General features: G+C 66.5%; 13 protein-coding genes. 12 read left to right on the top strand and 1 reads right to left on the bottom strand.

Annotated features, from left to right (window positions below; translation table 11 throughout):
* Window positions 1-114: 114 nt before the first annotated feature.
* Window positions 115-390, top strand: a complete 276-nt coding sequence (locus PV781_RS06315) for a hypothetical protein (RefSeq protein WP_274774786.1) — start codon at window positions 115-117, stop codon at window positions 388-390.
* A 150-nt stretch (window positions 391-540) separates the two neighbouring features.
* On the opposite strand, the gene PV781_RS06310 is transcribed toward PV781_RS06315, so the two are convergent.
* Window positions 541-2940 carry a flagellar biosynthetic protein FliO gene (locus tag PV781_RS06310; protein WP_274774785.1) on the bottom strand — a complete coding sequence of 800 codons (2400 nt, stop codon included), beginning with the start codon at window positions 2938-2940 and terminating at the stop codon, window positions 541-543.
* 212 nt (window positions 2941-3152) lie between these two features.
* Here PV781_RS06310 and PV781_RS06305 point away from each other — a divergent pair, with 212 nt between their 5' ends.
* The 11 genes from PV781_RS06305 (at window position 3153) to nuoH (ending at window position 15212) form a co-directional block, all read left to right on the top strand.
* Window positions 3153-5723, top strand: coding sequence for a response regulator (locus PV781_RS06305; protein WP_274774784.1), 2571 nt, complete (start codon window positions 3153-3155; stop codon window positions 5721-5723).
* A 496-nt stretch (window positions 5724-6219) separates the two neighbouring features.
* Window positions 6220-6585, top strand: coding sequence for an NADH-quinone oxidoreductase subunit A (locus PV781_RS06300; protein WP_209102615.1), 366 nt, complete (start codon window positions 6220-6222; stop codon window positions 6583-6585).
* Window positions 6576-7160 (top strand): NuoB/complex I 20 kDa subunit family protein, encoded by a 585-nt coding sequence (locus tag PV781_RS06295; protein ID WP_274774783.1) that lies wholly within the window; start codon window positions 6576-6578, stop codon window positions 7158-7160. The genes PV781_RS06300 and PV781_RS06295 overlap by 10 nt, the downstream gene beginning before the upstream one ends.
* Before the next feature lie 57 nt (window positions 7161-7217).
* Window positions 7218-7844: an NADH-quinone oxidoreductase subunit C gene (locus PV781_RS06290; protein ID WP_274774782.1), complete on the top strand. Its 627-nt coding sequence runs from the start codon at window positions 7218-7220 to the stop codon at window positions 7842-7844.
* A gap of 11 nt (window positions 7845-7855) precedes the next feature.
* Window positions 7856-9064: an NADH-quinone oxidoreductase subunit D gene (locus PV781_RS06285; RefSeq protein WP_274774781.1), complete on the top strand. Its 1209-nt coding sequence runs from the start codon at window positions 7856-7858 to the stop codon at window positions 9062-9064.
* The gene (locus PV781_RS06280) at window positions 9061-9420 is read left to right on the top strand and encodes a hypothetical protein (RefSeq protein ID WP_274774780.1); all 360 of its coding nucleotides are present in this window, start codon (window positions 9061-9063) and stop codon (window positions 9418-9420) included. The genes PV781_RS06285 and PV781_RS06280 overlap by 4 nt, the downstream gene beginning before the upstream one ends.
* Window positions 9420-10304, top strand: a complete 885-nt coding sequence (gene nuoE, locus PV781_RS06275; RefSeq protein ID WP_274774779.1) for an NADH-quinone oxidoreductase subunit NuoE — start codon at window positions 9420-9422, stop codon at window positions 10302-10304. The genes PV781_RS06280 and nuoE overlap by 1 nt, the downstream gene beginning before the upstream one ends.
* Window positions 10305-10307: 3 nt before the next feature.
* On the top strand, window positions 10308-11609 hold the full coding sequence (gene nuoF, locus PV781_RS06270; protein WP_274774778.1) for an NADH-quinone oxidoreductase subunit NuoF: 1302 nt from the start codon (window positions 10308-10310) through the stop codon (window positions 11607-11609).
* A gap of 3 nt (window positions 11610-11612) precedes the next feature.
* A complete protein-coding gene (locus PV781_RS06265; protein WP_274774777.1) occupies window positions 11613-11981 on the top strand; it encodes a bleomycin resistance protein in 369 nt (122 codons plus the stop codon).
* Window positions 11982-11996: 15 nt separating this feature from the next.
* Window positions 11997-14075 (top strand): NADH-quinone oxidoreductase subunit NuoG, encoded by a 2079-nt coding sequence (nuoG, locus tag PV781_RS06260; RefSeq protein WP_274774776.1) that lies wholly within the window; start codon window positions 11997-11999, stop codon window positions 14073-14075.
* A 117-nt stretch (window positions 14076-14192) separates the two neighbouring features.
* Window positions 14193-15212 carry an NADH-quinone oxidoreductase subunit NuoH gene (nuoH, locus tag PV781_RS06255; protein WP_274774775.1) on the top strand — a complete coding sequence of 340 codons (1020 nt, stop codon included), beginning with the start codon at window positions 14193-14195 and terminating at the stop codon, window positions 15210-15212.
* Window positions 15213-15216 lie beyond the last annotated feature (4 nt).

Raw genomic sequence — 15216 nt, 5'->3', positions numbered from 1 at the left:
CCGGCGTGCTTCCCGGCGCGGGTTTCGGTGGTGCCGGCGCGGGTGTCGGCGTTGCCCCGGCAAATGCCGGTGGTCCGGTGAACCGGGCCGGTGTTCGGTAAGCAGAGGAGAAGGATGATGAAGACCGCTATTCTTGCTGCAGCTTTGAGCCTCGTGGCGACGGCCGCCCTTGCCGATAAGTCGGCTGCAACCGCCTGCGCGGCCAATCTGAGCGGCGATGCCAAGACCATCTACAATGCGGTCGCTCCGCAGATGGCCCCCGGAGCCTCCGTGCGCGATCTGGTGACCCAGCAGACCCGCGCCCTGGTGCAGGGGGGAACGATCTCTCAGGGCAATGCCCGTCCGGCGGCCGAGCAGGCAGGCCAGTGCCTGATGCTGTTCAATTCCTGAACGGTTCGGCGACCAGGCCTCAAGAGAAAGGCCCCGGAGGCGATCGCTTCCGGGGCCTTTTTTATTTTGAACCTGATCCGCCGTTGATGTGTCCGGCCTGGGCGCAGACGCCCCTGGACGAGGACGGGGCGGTGGTCGCCCCGCGGGCCGTCACCGGGGAGGCGCCCGGCCCAAGAGCGAAGCCATCTCCGCTTCGAGATCCTCGAACGGATCCACCGTCGCTGCTGCCTTGCCTGAAGGAGCCGTCGACGCGGTTGCGTCCGGTTTCTCGCTTTCTGCGTCAGTCACCGCTGCGTCCGGCCCTGCTTGGGCAGGCTCCGCGGCTGCTTGATGAGGCGCGGACCCGGACTTTGTCTCTGCCTGCGGAGCAATGCTTTCTTCGCCCCCAGCGTCCGGCGCAGAAAGCTCCTGGGCGAGCGTTATTTCCAGCTCCCGCATGAGATCGGTCTCCAGGTTGAGGCCGGCCTCCATCTCAATCAGCGCAAAGGTGTCCGGAGAGACCGACGGGGCTGCCGCCGGCTCGGGCTCGATCACCCGCACGGGCGGAGCGCTGTCGATCTCAGACGGGGCATCCCCTTCGTCCTGAGAAACGGACCCGATGGCGTGCGAATCCATGCGGTCGGTCCCCTCAAGGGTGTCCGTTTCGCTGACATCCGGCTCCACGGCAGGTGTTGCGACCACCTCGGGGGGCAACGGCGCGGCCCGGAAGGGGCTCGTCGGTCGAGGCGCCCCCGGCTTGGCGGGCGGCGGCACGAAGGGCGGGACGGGCGGTGCCGTGGGCCGGCTGGCGAAAGTTGTCGGTGGGAAGCTCGCGGTGGGCCGTGGCTGGCGCTCGCCGGCTGGCGGCTCGACCGGGCGCCTCTGCTGAACCGGTTGCGTCTCCGCTGCCTCCTTGCCGCCTTCGAGTGCCTTCTCGAGAGAGGTCTGCAGACGTGCGGGGCGGTCGCCGAGCTTCGGTTCCGCCCGTGCAGGAGCCTCCCGGCCGGGACGACCGAAACTGAAGACAGGTGCGCGCCGAGCAGGCGCCGCGGGAGTGTCGCTGGGCTGAGAGCCCGTGGGAGCGGGGGCAACGGGCTCGACCTTGAATTCGATCTGCGGCTCGATCCTCGGCGAGACCTTGGGCTCGACATGGTGTTCGGCCGGCGCCTCGGGCTGATGGCCAAGCGTGGGCTCCACCTTGGAGTCCCGTTGAGCCTCCGCCTTCATCTCGACCTTCGGCTCGATCTTATCCTCAAGCGGCGCGCTCTCGGGCGTCGGACCCAGGAGGTCCTCTATGGAGAGGGCAACCTGTGCCTTTCCGGCCGCATCCACCGGACGGCTATCGGCAACTGGCGCGGCAGGCATGTGGAAGGTCGGTTCCACTTTCTCCCGAGCTTCTGCCGGAGAGGCGGACGCTTCCTCCTTCGCTTCAAAGATCGGCGCCATGTGGACCGGGCGGGCCATCGGCTCAGCCTTGTCCTCCTCCGCCGCGGCGGGCGAGGCGGGCGTTGCGGTCTCGAACGGGGCCTTTACCGGGGGCTCCACCAGGGGAGGCTGGGCGAGAATCGGGGGAGGTGCGACGGGCTCTGCAACAGGGGGCTCCGCGACGGGCGCCACGGACTGGGGGACCAGCTCGGCCGCTGGAACCGGGGTTTTGGTGACCGCTGGCTCCGCCTTCCGAACGGCATGGCTGTCCCCGCCGGGCAGCGCGTCCTTCGCCAGATCCTGTTCGGGGTGCGCAGCGACCGGTACTTCAACCGGAGAGGTAGCCTCGGGCTCTGCGGGAGCCGGGACGGCCTCGCGCACCTCGTCCGGTGCCGGCACGCTCGGGGGCTTTGGCTGAACGGTGCGCTCCTCCGTCCGTGCTTCGGGTGCCTTGGGTGCGGAGGTGCGGGACTCGAACACGCGCTTTGCGGCGGTGAATGCCGTCGCAGAGGCGGCGGCGACCCCTGACGGGCTTTCGCTGGAGGAACCGGCGCGGCTTGCCAGATCTCCCTCCGGCCGGGCCACAGTCGGCCGGCGGAGCGCGGCGAAGCGGGAACCTGGCGTCGAAGGGGCCGCTTCCGGTGCGGCCGGCGGCTTTGGAGCAAGGGGCTCCATCGCAGCACCAACACTGGGCTGTGGGGACGGCTCGGATGTGGTGCCGCCGGCCGGTGGAGGCGCCATCAAGGGCGGTGCCGCGGCCGTGCGCCGCAGGAGCGTGGTCTCGCGCGCGGCAAGTGCATCCCGCCCGGCCTCGCGGAGGGGGAGGGCGTCGCGCGTCTGAGTCTGCTCACGCGGCAGGCCACGCGGGATGCTGGGCTCAACCACGAGGTCGCGGTTGCCCCCAATGAGAAGGAGATGCTCCACATCGTCCCGGCGCACCAGGATGAGGCGCCGCCTCTGGTCGACCGGCACGCTGTCCATGACAGCCAGCCTTGCCTGGCGAGAGCGTCCGCCGGGTCCGCGCCCGCGGCCGCTCAAGGCTCGGACGATCAGAACGGTCAGACCGAGAAGCACCACGATCACCACCGCCGCGATCGCCAGGCGCACCGGCAGTTCCAGATGCGTCCCAAGGAGATCCTGCAACATCACTCTTCCTCATTGCTGCGCGCCGATGGTCCCGCACCGGCGATAGCGTGTTACCTACATACAACACGCCGCGTTCGCGACGCAGGCACTCATACCAAGAAAATCTTGACGAGCATGGCCGGATTTCAATCAATGCCGCACCAATGCGTTAAAATCCAGGAGCCGAAGTGTCGGGAGAACAGCGCACGCGGCGCGACAGGAAGGCTTCTGCCATGAGCAACGACTCGCGCGAAGCCCCGGCCTCTTCCTCCAGAGGGGCATTTCGCCCGAAGGTGGCGCGCTTCCAGCGTCTGACAGTGGGCCTGGCCTCGTTTGCGGGCGGCCTGGTGGCCGTGATTCTGCAAAGCGGGAGCGGCCCGGCTTTGACCGCCGTCATGGTGGGATTCGCGGCCATCGGCGTGTTTTCGATCATCACCACGTCCGTGCGGCTGCTGCGCGGAGAAGAGCGCCGCAACGAGGAACTGGCCCGTTCACTGCTCTCCGCCACCGGTGACGCGGTTGCGGTTGTCGAGGATGGGGACCGCCTGGTGGAGGTGAATGCCCCCTATCTTCGGCTGACCCGGGCCCGTGAAACCCAGGCCCCGACCCCTGAACGATTCCTGAGCCGGATTCCCGGGGCCCAGGCGCCCATGGCCATGCTGCTTCGGTCCATTTCCGAGGGCGTGCACGTCAACCAATTCTTCCCGTTCGACCCGGAGCCCGACGGCCGTCGCCTCACCGTCGGGGTCTATCCGCTGGAAGGCGCCCGGCGCGTCCTGTGGGTGATGACCGTGACCGACCCGGAAGGCGGACGGGCGCTTGCCTCTGGAGCTTCTGAGCGCGCACGGGCTGCAGTTGCGGCGCCCCTTGCCTCGGCCGAGGCTGAAGGCGCGCGCGTGCTGGCCCAATTGTGGGAAACGGCCCCGGTGGGCCTCCTGCTGCTGAATGGCGAGGCCGCGCGCCTGCCCAATGGCACCTGCGCCCATCACCTTGGCTACGACCTCGCCGAATGGGGCCACGCCCCGATGCCGCTCGAAGAGGTGGTGGACGCCGGGCATTGCGCGGCGGTCCGGGAGGCCATTGCCGCGGGTACAACACCTCCGGATGGCCTGGACGTTGATCTGATCAGCCGGGCTGGCGCGGTTTTCGCCGCGCGCCTCTGGCTCAACGGTACGCCGGGCGGCGAGTGCATCGCCGCCTTCGTGCCGCGCAGCGCGACCCGCGTGCTGTCGGCACCTGAAAGCCCAGGCCCGGTTGCGGCCGCGCTGCCTGTGGCGAGCACGTCGGAGACGCGCCGAAGCGCCGGGGCCGATGCGGTGTTCTTCTCCAGGTCGCCGCTGGCCATGGCCATGGTGGACCGTGCCGGCCGGGTGGTTGAAGCCAATGGCAGCTTCTCCCGCCTGTTCGCGGGCGCGGCGCCCCAACTGATCGAGGCTCGCCTTGACCTGTTGGTGAGCGAGCGTGACGCCCAGGCCGTGGACCGGCTGGTGAAGGATATGCTGGCCGGAAGCGGCCAGCCGGCGCCGGTGGAGGTGAACGTGGCCGGGGAGGCCGGTCGCTCGGCCCGCCTGTATGTCTCAACCCTCGGTCCAACCGTTCCTGGGCTTGCGGTCTATGCGGTGGACACCACGGCCCAGCGTGCGCTTGAAGTGCAGTTCGCCCAGTCACAGAAAATGCAGGCCATCGGCCAGCTGGCCGGCGGGGTGGCGCACGATTTCAACAACGTGCTCACGGCGATCCTGGGCTATTGCGACCTGCTGCTGACCAACCATCGGCCGAGCGACCCGTCCTTCCCGGACATCATGCAGATCAAGCAGAATGCCAACCGGGCCGCGGGCCTCGTGCGGCAATTGCTTGCCTTCTCGCGCCGCCAGACACTGCGCCCGCAGGTGATCCAGCTCACAGACGTGATCTCCGAGCTTTCCATGCTTCTGCGCCGCCTCATCGGCGAGCGCATCACGCTGGATGTCCAGCATGGGCGCGACCTGTGGCCCGTGAAGGTGGACGTGAACCAGTTTGAACAGGTGATCGTGAACCTCGCGGTCAACGCACGCGATGCCATGCCCGGTGGCGGCGTTCTTACGCTGCGCACCGGGAATGTAACGGCCGTCGAGACCGCCGCCTTTTCCGATGGCTCGCTCGCTCCCGCCGACTATGTGCTGATTGAAGTGACCGATACCGGCAGCGGCATTCCGCCCGGCATTCTCGACAAGATCTTTGAGCCCTTTTTCTCCACCAAGGAGGTGGGCAAGGGAACGGGCCTTGGTCTGTCGACCGTCTACGGCATCGTCAAGCAGACCGGCGGCAATATCCTGGTTCAGAGCCGGGAAGGGGAGGGAACCACCTTCCGGGTGTTCCTGCCGCGCCACGAAGCGGGCGAGGCGGAGGAAGCCCAGGCGGCTCCGGAGCCGGAGGCGCGGGCTGCCGATCTCACGGGCCAGGCCACCGTCCTCCTGGTGGAGGACGAGGATGCGGTGCGCGCCTTTGCCTCGCGAGCGCTTTCGGCCCGCGGCTACAATGTGGTCGCCGCCGCGAGCGGTGCGGAGGCGCTGCAGGCCTATGAGGAATCCGCCTCGCGGATCGAACTGGTGGTGTCCGACGTGGTGATGCCGGAAATGGATGGCCCCACGCTGCTGCGCGAATTGCGGGCGCGCGACCCGAACCTGAAGGTGATCTTCATCTCCGGCTATGCGGAGGAGGCCTTCTCGAAGAACCTGCCTGAGGGCGAGAAATTCTCGTTCCTGCCGAAGCCCTTCACGCTGAAGCAGCTGGTTGCGGCGGTGAAGGAGGCGACCCGTCGCTAGTGTTGCCGGCAGGCGGCGGCGCCATCGGGTTCGGCGCCGTCGGGTTCGGCGGCGGCAGGTTCGTCGGCGGCAAGTGCGGCCTAGGGAAGAGAATCGCTCAGGAAGGTCGCGGTTGCCAACCGTGCCCCCCGAAGTCCCAAGGCTGAGCTGTCTTTCTTCCGCCCCAAAACACTGGTCCATTCCAGGCACGGAAGCGGGTGTGCGGCTGCACATGCTGGCCAAGGCAATCTGCGTGCATTGCAGCGCGCAGTGGGTCCGTCAGTCGACAGCCATCCCGGCCGCGCCTCGCGCGTTTGTGGCCAATGTCGCTGCAAAGACGCGCCGACGCAGGATTTATCGCGATGCAGCAGCGGATGCCCCAAAGGTATTCCGCAGCTTGCTCTTGCCTCCCATCTGGCGCTGCGATAAGCCTCGCTCACCCGTTTCGAATTCCTCCAACCGAGGCCGGCGCGGTAACGCTTCAGGCGGATCGCCCATGCGCCCCGAGGTGCGGACAATGGAACACTTGCTCCAGGACTACCTTCCGGTGGTCATTTTCATCGGGGTGTCGCTCGTCATCGGGCTCGCCCTTCTGGTGGCGCCCTTTCTCGTCGCCTATCGCAACCCGGACCCCGAAAAGCTCTCCGCTTACGAGTGCGGCTTCAATGCGTTCGACGATGCGCGCATGACGTTCGACGCCCGGTTCTACCTGGTGGCGATTCTCTTCATCATCTTCGACCTGGAAGTGGCCTTCCTGTTTCCGTGGGCCATCACCTTCGGTGGTCTCGGCGACCTCGGCTTCTGGTCGATGATGCTGTTCCTCGGCGTGCTGACCGTCGGGTTCATTTATGAGTGGCGCAAGGGAGCGCTCGAATGGGATTGACCCCTGCCGATTCCAAGCCACTGGTCGCCCCTGCGCCGAAGGGCATCATCGATCCTTCGACCGGACGCCCCGTGGGTGCGGACGACCCCTTCTTCCGCGAGATCAATTCTGAACTCGCGGACAAGGGCTTCCTCATCACCACCGCGGACAACCTCATCACCTGGGCGCGCACGGGCTCGCTCATGTGGATGACGTTCGGTCTCGCCTGCTGCGCGGTCGAGATGATGCAAGTGTCCATGCCGCGCTATGACGTGGAGCGCTTTGGCTTCGCGCCCCGCGCCTCGCCGCGCCAGTCGGACGTGATGATCGTCGCCGGCACGCTGACCAACAAGATGGCGCCTGCGCTCCGCAAGGTCTACGACCAGATGCCCGAGCCGCGCTACGTCATCTCCATGGGCAGCTGCGCCAATGGCGGCGGCTACTACCATTATTCCTATTCCGTTGTGCGCGGTTGCGACCGTGTCGTGCCGGTGGACATTTATGTGCCGGGCTGCCCGCCCAGCGCCGAGGCGCTGCTCTACGGTGTGCTCCTGCTGCAGAAAAAGATCCGCCGCATCGGCACCATCGAACGCTGATCGCCGCTTGAGACCGCGGGCGGCGCCTTGGCTCCGCTCTGCTCGGGGAAGACGCAGATGGACGAGACCCTGAAGGACCTTGCGGTCCATATTTCCGGTGCGCTGGGCGGAGCCGTTCTCGCCTCGCACATCGCCTATGGCGAGCTGACGCTTGAGGTGGACCGGGAGCAGATCGTCAAGGTCGCGACCTTCCTGCGCGACGATCCCAGCTGCCTGTTCGCCTGCATCGTGGACGTGTGCGGGGTGGACTATCCCGCCCGCCCGCAGCGTTTCGATGTGGTCTATCACCTGCTGTCCCTGAAGCAGAACCTGCGCATCCGCCTGAAGGTGGCCACCGACGAGGACAGCACCGTGCCGTCCATCTGCGGCGTCTATCCCGGCGCGAACTGGTTCGAGCGGGAGGCCTACGACATGTATGGCATCCTGTTCACCGGCCATCCCGAGCTGCGGCGCCTGCTGACCGACTACGGCTTCGACGGCCATCCCCTGCGCAAGGACTTCCCGCTCACGGGCTATGTGGAAGTGCGCTATGACGACGAGGCCAAGCGCGTGGTTTACGAGCCGGTGCGGCTGATGCAGGAGTTCCGGAAGTTCGACTTCCTTTCACCCTGGGAAGGAACGGACTACGTGCTTCCCGGCGACGAAAAGGCTTCGGGCCAGCCCGGCGCCCCGAAGGCCGGCTGAAGGAGCGACCCATGGCCCATACTCTTGACAGCCCCCGGCCCGACGCTCCGGTCCGCAACTTCCAGATCAATTTCGGCCCGCAGCATCCGGCGGCCCATGGCGTGCTGCGCCTTGTGCTGGAGCTGGACGGCGAGTTGGTGGAGCGCGTCGATCCCCATATCGGGCTGCTGCATCGCGGCACCGAGAAGCTGATCGAGGCCAAGACCTATCTCCAGGCGGTGCCCTATTTCGACCGGCTCGACTATTGCGCGCCCATGAACCAGGAGCACGCCTACTGCCTGGCGGTGGAGAAGCTCCTGGGCATCGAAGTGCCCAAGCGGGGCCAGCTGATCCGCGTGCTGTATTCCGAGATCGGACGCCTGCTGTCTCATCTGCTCAACGTCACGACGTTCGCGATGGACGTGGGCGCGCTCACCCCGCCGCTGTGGGGCTTCGAGGCGCGCGAGAAGCTGATGATGTTCTACGAGCGCGCGTCGGGAAGCCGCATGCATGCGGCCTATTTCCGGCCGGGCGGCGTGCATCAGGATCTGCCGACCGAACTGGTGCAGGACATCGGCACGTTCTGCGAGAGCTTTTATGGCCTGCTGGATGACCTGGACGCCCTCGTCACCGGCAACCGCATCTTCAAGCAGCGCACCGTCGACATCGGCGTGGTGAGCCTGGAGGATGCGCTGTCCTGGGGCTTCTCCGGCGTCATGGTGCGCGGCTCCGGCGCCGCCTGGGACCTGCGTCGTGCGCAGCCCTATGAGTGCTATTCCGAGCTGGACTTCGACATCCCCATTGGCAAGCACGGCGACTGCTACGATCGCTATGTGGTCCGCATGGAAGAGATGCGGCAGTCCACCAAGATCATGCAGCAGTGCGTGGCGCGGCTGTTGAAGGAGTCCGGCCCGGTCTCCACGACCGACCACAAGATTTCCCCGCCCAAGCGCGGTGAGATGAAGCGCTCGATGGAAGCCCTCATTCACCACTTCAAGCTATACACGGAAGGCTTCCACGTTCCCGAAGGGGATGTGTACGCGGCCGTTGAAGCACCGAAGGGTGAGTTCGGCGTCTATCTTGTGGCTGACGGCACCAACAAGCCGTACCGCTGCAAGATCCGCGCTCCGGGCTTCGCCCATCTCCAGGCCATGGACTTCCTGTGTCGCGGGCACATGCTCGCCGACGTTTCGGCGGTGCTGGGCTCCCTCGACATCGTGTTCGGGGAGGTGGATCGGTGAAAGCTCTTCTCGCCAGCGCCGTTCTAGTGTCGCTTGCCTGCGGCGTCGCGCATGCGGCCGATCCGGCGGGCCGCTCGACCATCGACGTGGTGGTCCCGGTCGACACCCCCGCCGAGCCGCCGAAGGCCGTCGTGGTGGAACGCATCACCATGTACAGCCTCCTCACGGGCGGCTGGCAGCCGGTGGATGCGGCCGTCATCCCCGCGTCTGGAGTGCCGGGCACGCGGGGCAGCTTCGCCCATACGGACGGCTACGCCATCAAGCTCTACAAGGATGGCGTCTACGCCTATTGCGGCATCGCCCACGTGGGTGGTGCCTATAATGATTGTCGCATTGCCGGCTCGGGAACCCGCTGATGTCCGTTCGCCGCCTCGCCGCCGAACAGCCCGAAAGCTTCGCCTTCACGGCGGAGAACGAGGCCTGGATCGTGCGCCAGATTTCCAAGTATCCCGAGGGCCGGCAGGCCAGCGCGGTCGTTCCGCTGCTGTGGAAGGCGCAGGAGCAGGCCGGTGGCTGGTTGCCTGAGCCCGCGATCCGCGCGGTGGCCGATCGCCTCGGGATGGCGCACATCCGCGTGCTGGAGATCGCCACCTTCTACACCATGTTCAACCTTGAGCCGGTGGGTCGCCACTTCGTGCAATTGTGCGGCACCACGCACTGCATGATGCGCGGTTCGGAAGAGCTCAAGGACGTGTGCCGCCGCAAGATCGGCCCGGAGCGCCATGTGAGCGAGGACGGCGCTTTGTCCTGGCTGGAGGTGGAATGCCTTGGCGCCTGCGCCAACGCACCCATGGCGCAGATCAATTACGATTATTACGAGGACCTGACGCCGGAAAACTTCGAGAAGCTTCTCGACGACCTGCGCGCCGGTCGCCCGGTGAAAACCGGCTCCCAGATCGGTCGGACGGCATCGTCTCCGGTGCTGGGCCTGACCTCCCTGACGGATCCGAGCCTGTATACCCGCGGGTCATCCGCGTCTGGCTCGCAAGGTGGCGCAGTCGGCCCCACCGGCGAGACCGGTGACCTGCAGCAGGCCGGCCGCCCCAGCACTGCGGTGGAAACGCCCGTCGATCCGCTGGGTGCCGCCTCCGCCAGCCAGGAAAAGGCGGCCGATGGCAAGGATGCCCGCGAGAAGCGGGAAGAGGTGGCTGATGCCGCGAAGGCGGGCAGCCCCGAGGTGACCGGGTCCGAGCGCGAACCGCTCAAGACCGGCACCGGCGTGCGCGACCCGGAGGTGTGAGAGATGCTCCAGGATAAGGACCGGATCTTCACCAACCTTTATGGCTATCACGACTTCGGCCTGAAGGGCGCCCTGGCGCGCGGCAATTGGGATGGCACCAAGGCGATCCTGGAAAAGGGCCGCGACTGGATCATCAACGAGATGAAGGCGTCGGGCCTGCGCGGCCGCGGCGGCGCAGGCTTCTCGACCGGCATGAAGTGGTCCTTCATGCCCAAGCAGTCAGACGGGCGCCCCCACTACCTGGTGGTGAACGCCGACGAATCCGAGCCCGGCACCTGCAAGGACCGGGAGATCATGCGCAACGATCCGCACACGCTGATCGAAGGCTGCCTGATCGCCTCCTTCGCCATGGGCGCCCATGCCGCCTACATCTATGTGCGCGGCGAATATGTGCGTGAGCGCGAGCGGCTCGAGGCGGCCATCGACCAGGCCTATGAGGCGCGGCTCATCGGCAAGGACAATGTCCACGGCTATCCCTTCGACCTCTATGTGCACCACGGTGCCGGGGCCTATATCTGCGGCGAAGAGACGGCGCTGATCGAGAGCCTGGAGGGCAAGAAGGGCATGCCGCGGCTGAAGCCGCCCTTCCCGGCCAATATGGGCCTTTATGGCTGCCCGACCACGGTCAACAACGTGGAATCCATCGCGGTGGCGCCGGAAATCCTGCGTCGCGGCGCGGCCTGGTTCGCCGGCATCGGCCGCCCCAACAATGTGGGCACCAAGCTGTTCGGCATTATGGGCCACGTGAACACCCCTTGCGTGGTCGAGGATGCCATGGGCATCACCTTCCGCGAGCTGGTGGAGAAGCATGGCGGCGGCATCCGTGGCGGGTGGGACAACCTGCTCGCCATCATCCCTGGCGGCGCCTCCTGCCCGCTGGTGCCGGCGGCGGCCTGCGAAGACCTGATCATGGACTTCGATGGCCTGCGTGGCGCCAAGTCGTCCTTCGGGACGGCGGGTTGCCTGGTGATGGACAAGTCCACCGACATCGTGCGCGCCATCGCCCGCATCTCCTACTTCTTCAAGCATGAGAGCTGTGGCCAGTGCACGCCGTGCCGCGAGGGTACGGGCTGGATGTGGCGCGTGCTGAGCCGCATGGCCGAAGGCCGGGCGCAGAAGCGCGAGATCGACGTGCTGCTGGAAGTGACCAGCCAGATCGAAGGTCACACCATTTGCGCGCTGGGCGATGCGGCGGCTTGGCCCGTGCAGGGTCTCATCCGCAACTTCCGCGGCGAGATCGAGAAGCGGATCGACCAGTATTCCGCCAATCCGCACCCGGACCCGGTGCCGGTTGCGGCGGAGTGAAGAATGGGGCGCCTTCTGCGGGCCTGTCCCACGCTGGCTTCGGCGGATGTCCCCGCCACGGTCGCCTGGTATCGGGACCGCCTCGGATTTGAGGCGCGCATGACGAGGCCGGATTACGGCATCGTCGAACGGGACGGTATCGAGCTGCATTTCTGGCTGTGCCAGGACCGTAGCATCGCAGAGAGCACGTCGGCCTATCTCTGGGTGGACGACGTGGACGGCTTGCACGCCAGTTTCGAGGGAGCGCGCGAAGGCGGACGCATCTCGGAAGTGGCAAACCGCGCATGGGGCATGCGCGAATTCTATGTCTGGGACCCGGACGGAAACCTGTTGCGCTGCGGCGCACCGGTTGCCGGACCGGGACCGGTCTGAGACGAGGGAAGTTAGATGGCGAAGATCGTCGTCGACGGCACAGAGGTTGACGTCCCGGCCGAGTTCACGCTGCTCCAGGCGTGCGAGGCGGCTGGGGTCGAGATTCCGCGCTTCTGCTTCCATGAACGGCTGTCCATCGCCGGCAATTGCCGCATGTGCCTGGTCGAGGTGAAGGGGGGCCCGCCCAAGCCCACCGCCTCCTGCGCCATGGCGGTGAAGGACCTGCGCCCCGGCCCGAACGGTGAGCCGCCCGTGGTGCTCACCAAGAGCCCCATGGTGAAGAAGGCGCGCGAAGGGGTGATGGAGTTCCTGCTCATCAATCACCCCCTCGACTGCCCCATCTGCGACCAGGGCGGCGAGTGCGACCTGCAGGACCAGGCCATGGCTTATGGCGTGGATTCGTCGCGCTTCGCGGAGAACAAGCGCGCGGTTGAGGACAAGTATATCGGCCCGCTGGTACGGACCTCCATGAACCGGTGCATCCATTGCACCCGCTGCGTCCGCTTCACCACGGAAGTGGCTGGCGTCGCGGATCTCGGCGCCATCGGGCGCGGCGAGGACATGGAGATCACCACCTATCTCGAGCACGCCATGCGCTCGGAGATGCAGGGCAATGTGGCAGACCTCTGCCCGGTGGGTGCGCTCACCCATAAGCCACAGGCCTTCCATGCCCGTCCCTGGGAAATGGTGAAGACCGAGTCCATCGACGTGATGGACGCCGCCGGCTCCAACATTCGCATCGACACGCGTGGCCGCGAGGTCATGCGCATTCTCCCGCGCACCCATGAGGGCGTGAACGAGGAGTGGATCTCCGACAAGACCCGGTATGTGTGGGACGGCCTGAAGACCCAGCGCCTGGACCGGCCCTATGTGCGCCAGGGCGGCCGGCTGGTTCCCGCCAGCTGGAGCCAGGCCTTCGATGCCATCGCCACCAAGGTGAAGGGGACGAAGGGAGACCGTATCGGCGCCATCATCGGGGATCTCGCCACGGTGGAAGAGGCCTTCGCGCTCAAGATGCTGGTGGAGAAGCTGGGCTCGGCCAGCATCGACTGCCGGCAGGATGGCGCAGCCCTCGACCCGTCGCTCGGCCGCGCCAGCTATGTGTTCAATCCGACCATTGCCGGCATTGAGGAGGCGGATGCCATCCTCCTGGTGGGTACCGATCCGCGCCACGAGGCCCCGGTGATCAATGCCCGCATTCGCAAGCGCTGGCGGGCAGGGGGCCTAAAGGTGGGGCTGGTGGGGACGCAAGTCGACCTGACCTATCCCTATGACTATCTCGGCGCCGGCCCCGACAGCCTGGCGGATCTGGCCGGGACCTCCGCCTTTGGCGAGGTGCTGCGCGGCGCGGAGCGTCCCATCGTCATCGTCGGCCAAGCCGCCCTTGCGCGACCCGATGGTGCTGCCGTCCTGGCGCTGGCAGCCAAGGTCGCCGCAAGCCTTGGGGCCATCAAGGAAGGCTGGAACGGTTTCGCTGTGCTCCATACCGCTGCGTCCCGCGTCGGGGCTCTCGACGTCGGGTGCGTGCCGGGGGCAGGGGGCAAGGACGCGGCCGCCCTCGCAGCTCCCGGTGGGGCGGACGTTCTTTTCCTGCTTGGTGCCGATGAGATCGAAGTCGCTCCGGGCGCCTTCGTGGTCTATGTGGGCACGCATGGGGATCGCGGAGCCCATCGGGCAGACGTGATCCTGCCGGGCGCGGCCTATTCGGAAAAGCCGGGCCTTTATGTGAATACCGAGGGCCGGGTGCAGTTCGCCAACCGTGCCGCCTTCCCGCCTGGGGATGCGCGCGAGGACTGGGCCATTGTCCGCGCCCTGTCCGAGGCGCTCGACAAGACGCTGCCATTCGACACGCTGTTTGCGCTGCGGGCGGCTGCCATTGCGGCTGTGCCGCACCTGGCTCGGTTGGATGTGGTTGAACCGGCGGATGCTGCGGCTCTGTCGGCGCTGGCCGGGGCCGAGGGTGCATTGGAAAAGGCAGCGTTTGGCGTTGCCGTGCGCGACTTCTACCTGACCAATCCCATCGCCCGCGCCTCTGCCATCATGGCGGAATGCTCGGCCCTGCGGATCGGCGGGACTGCGGTTGCGGCGGAGTGAGCGCCATGGCCGAGGGCTTCGAGGATGTGGCGCGCGAACTGTCGCGTGCCGAGTGCGTGATGACTTCGACCGGCCGGCTGGCCGCGTCGTGCGAGGCGTGAGGGGCAGGAAGAACCAATGACCTGGCAGGACACCCTTCTGAAGGTCGCGATCATCGTCGGGCAGAGCCTTGCCCTGCTGGTGGCGCTGCTGATCTTCATCGCCTTCATTCTGCTGGCCGATCGCAAGATCTGGGCGGCGGTGCAATTGCGCCGCGGCCCGAATGTGGTGGGTCCCTTCGGCCTGCTGCAATCCTTCGCCGACCTGCTGAAGTTCGTGCTGAAGGAGCCGGTTATCCCGTCGGGCGCCAACAAGGCGCTGTTCCTGCTGGCTCCGCTTGTCACCTGCGTGCTCGCTCTGGCCGCCTGGGTGGTGGTGCCGATCGCGGATGGCTGGGTGATCGCCGACCTCAATGTGGGCATCCTCTATATCTTCGCCATCTCATCGCTGGGTGTGTACGGCATCATCATGGGCGGGTGGGCTTCGAACTCGAAGTATCCGTTCCTGGCGTCCCTGCGCTCTGCCGCGCAGATGGTGTCGTATGAAGTCTCCATCGGCTTCGTGATCATCACCGTCCTGATGTGCGCGGGCTCTCAAAACCTGTCGCAGATCGTGATGGCGCAGTCTGGGCCCTACGGCTTCCTGCACTGGTACTTTCTGCCGCTGCTGCCGATGTTCGTGATCTTCTTTGTGTCGGCACTGGCCGAGACGAACCGCCCGCCCTTCGATCTCGTGGAAGCGGAGTCCGAGCTCGTCGCGGGCTTCATGACCGAGTACGGCTCGACCCCCTACCTGCTCTTCATGCTCGGGGAGTACGTGGCCATCATGACCATGTGCGCCATGGGCACGATCTTGTTCCTGGGTGGCTGGCTGCCCCCGCTGCCCTTCGCGCCCTTCACCTGGGTGCCGGGCTTGGTGTGGTTCGTGCTGAAGCTGTGCTTCATGTTCTTCCTGTTCGCCATGGCCAAGGCCATGGTTCCCCGCTATCGCTATGACCAGTTGATGCGTCTGGGCTGGAAGGTGTTCCTGCCCATCTCGCTGGTGGCCGTGGTTGTGGTCGCGGGTGTGCTGCACTTCACGGGAACGGCGCCGCGATGATCGC

Source organism: Aquabacter sediminis (assembly GCF_028863665.1).
Lineage (GTDB): Bacteria > Pseudomonadota > Alphaproteobacteria > Rhizobiales > Xanthobacteraceae > L1I39.
Note: the sequence above shows the minus strand (reverse complement) of the source record. Positions and strands in the feature narration are given on the sequence as shown.

Coding starts and splice junctions, on each gene's coding strand:
- PV781_RS06265 (WP_274774777.1), top strand. CDS start 11,613: ATGGGGCGCCTTCTGCGGGCCTGTCCCACGCTGGCTTCGGCGGATGTC.
- PV781_RS06290 (WP_274774782.1), top strand. CDS start 7,218: ATGGACGAGACCCTGAAGGACCTTGCGGTCCATATTTCCGGTGCGCTG.
- nuoG (WP_274774776.1), top strand. CDS start 11,997: ATGGCGAAGATCGTCGTCGACGGCACAGAGGTTGACGTCCCGGCCGAG.
- PV781_RS06295 (WP_274774783.1), top strand. CDS start 6,576: ATGGGATTGACCCCTGCCGATTCCAAGCCACTGGTCGCCCCTGCGCCG.
- nuoH (WP_274774775.1), top strand. CDS start 14,193: ATGACCTGGCAGGACACCCTTCTGAAGGTCGCGATCATCGTCGGGCAG.
- PV781_RS06310 (WP_274774785.1), bottom strand. CDS start 2,940: ATGTTGCAGGATCTCCTTGGGACGCATCTGGAACTGCCGGTGCGCCTG.
- nuoE (WP_274774779.1), top strand. CDS start 9,420: ATGTCCGTTCGCCGCCTCGCCGCCGAACAGCCCGAAAGCTTCGCCTTC.
- PV781_RS06285 (WP_274774781.1), top strand. CDS start 7,856: ATGGCCCATACTCTTGACAGCCCCCGGCCCGACGCTCCGGTCCGCAAC.
- nuoF (WP_274774778.1), top strand. CDS start 10,308: ATGCTCCAGGATAAGGACCGGATCTTCACCAACCTTTATGGCTATCAC.
- PV781_RS06305 (WP_274774784.1), top strand. CDS start 3,153: ATGAGCAACGACTCGCGCGAAGCCCCGGCCTCTTCCTCCAGAGGGGCA.
- PV781_RS06315 (WP_274774786.1), top strand. CDS start 115: ATGATGAAGACCGCTATTCTTGCTGCAGCTTTGAGCCTCGTGGCGACG.
- PV781_RS06300 (WP_209102615.1), top strand. CDS start 6,220: ATGGAACACTTGCTCCAGGACTACCTTCCGGTGGTCATTTTCATCGGG.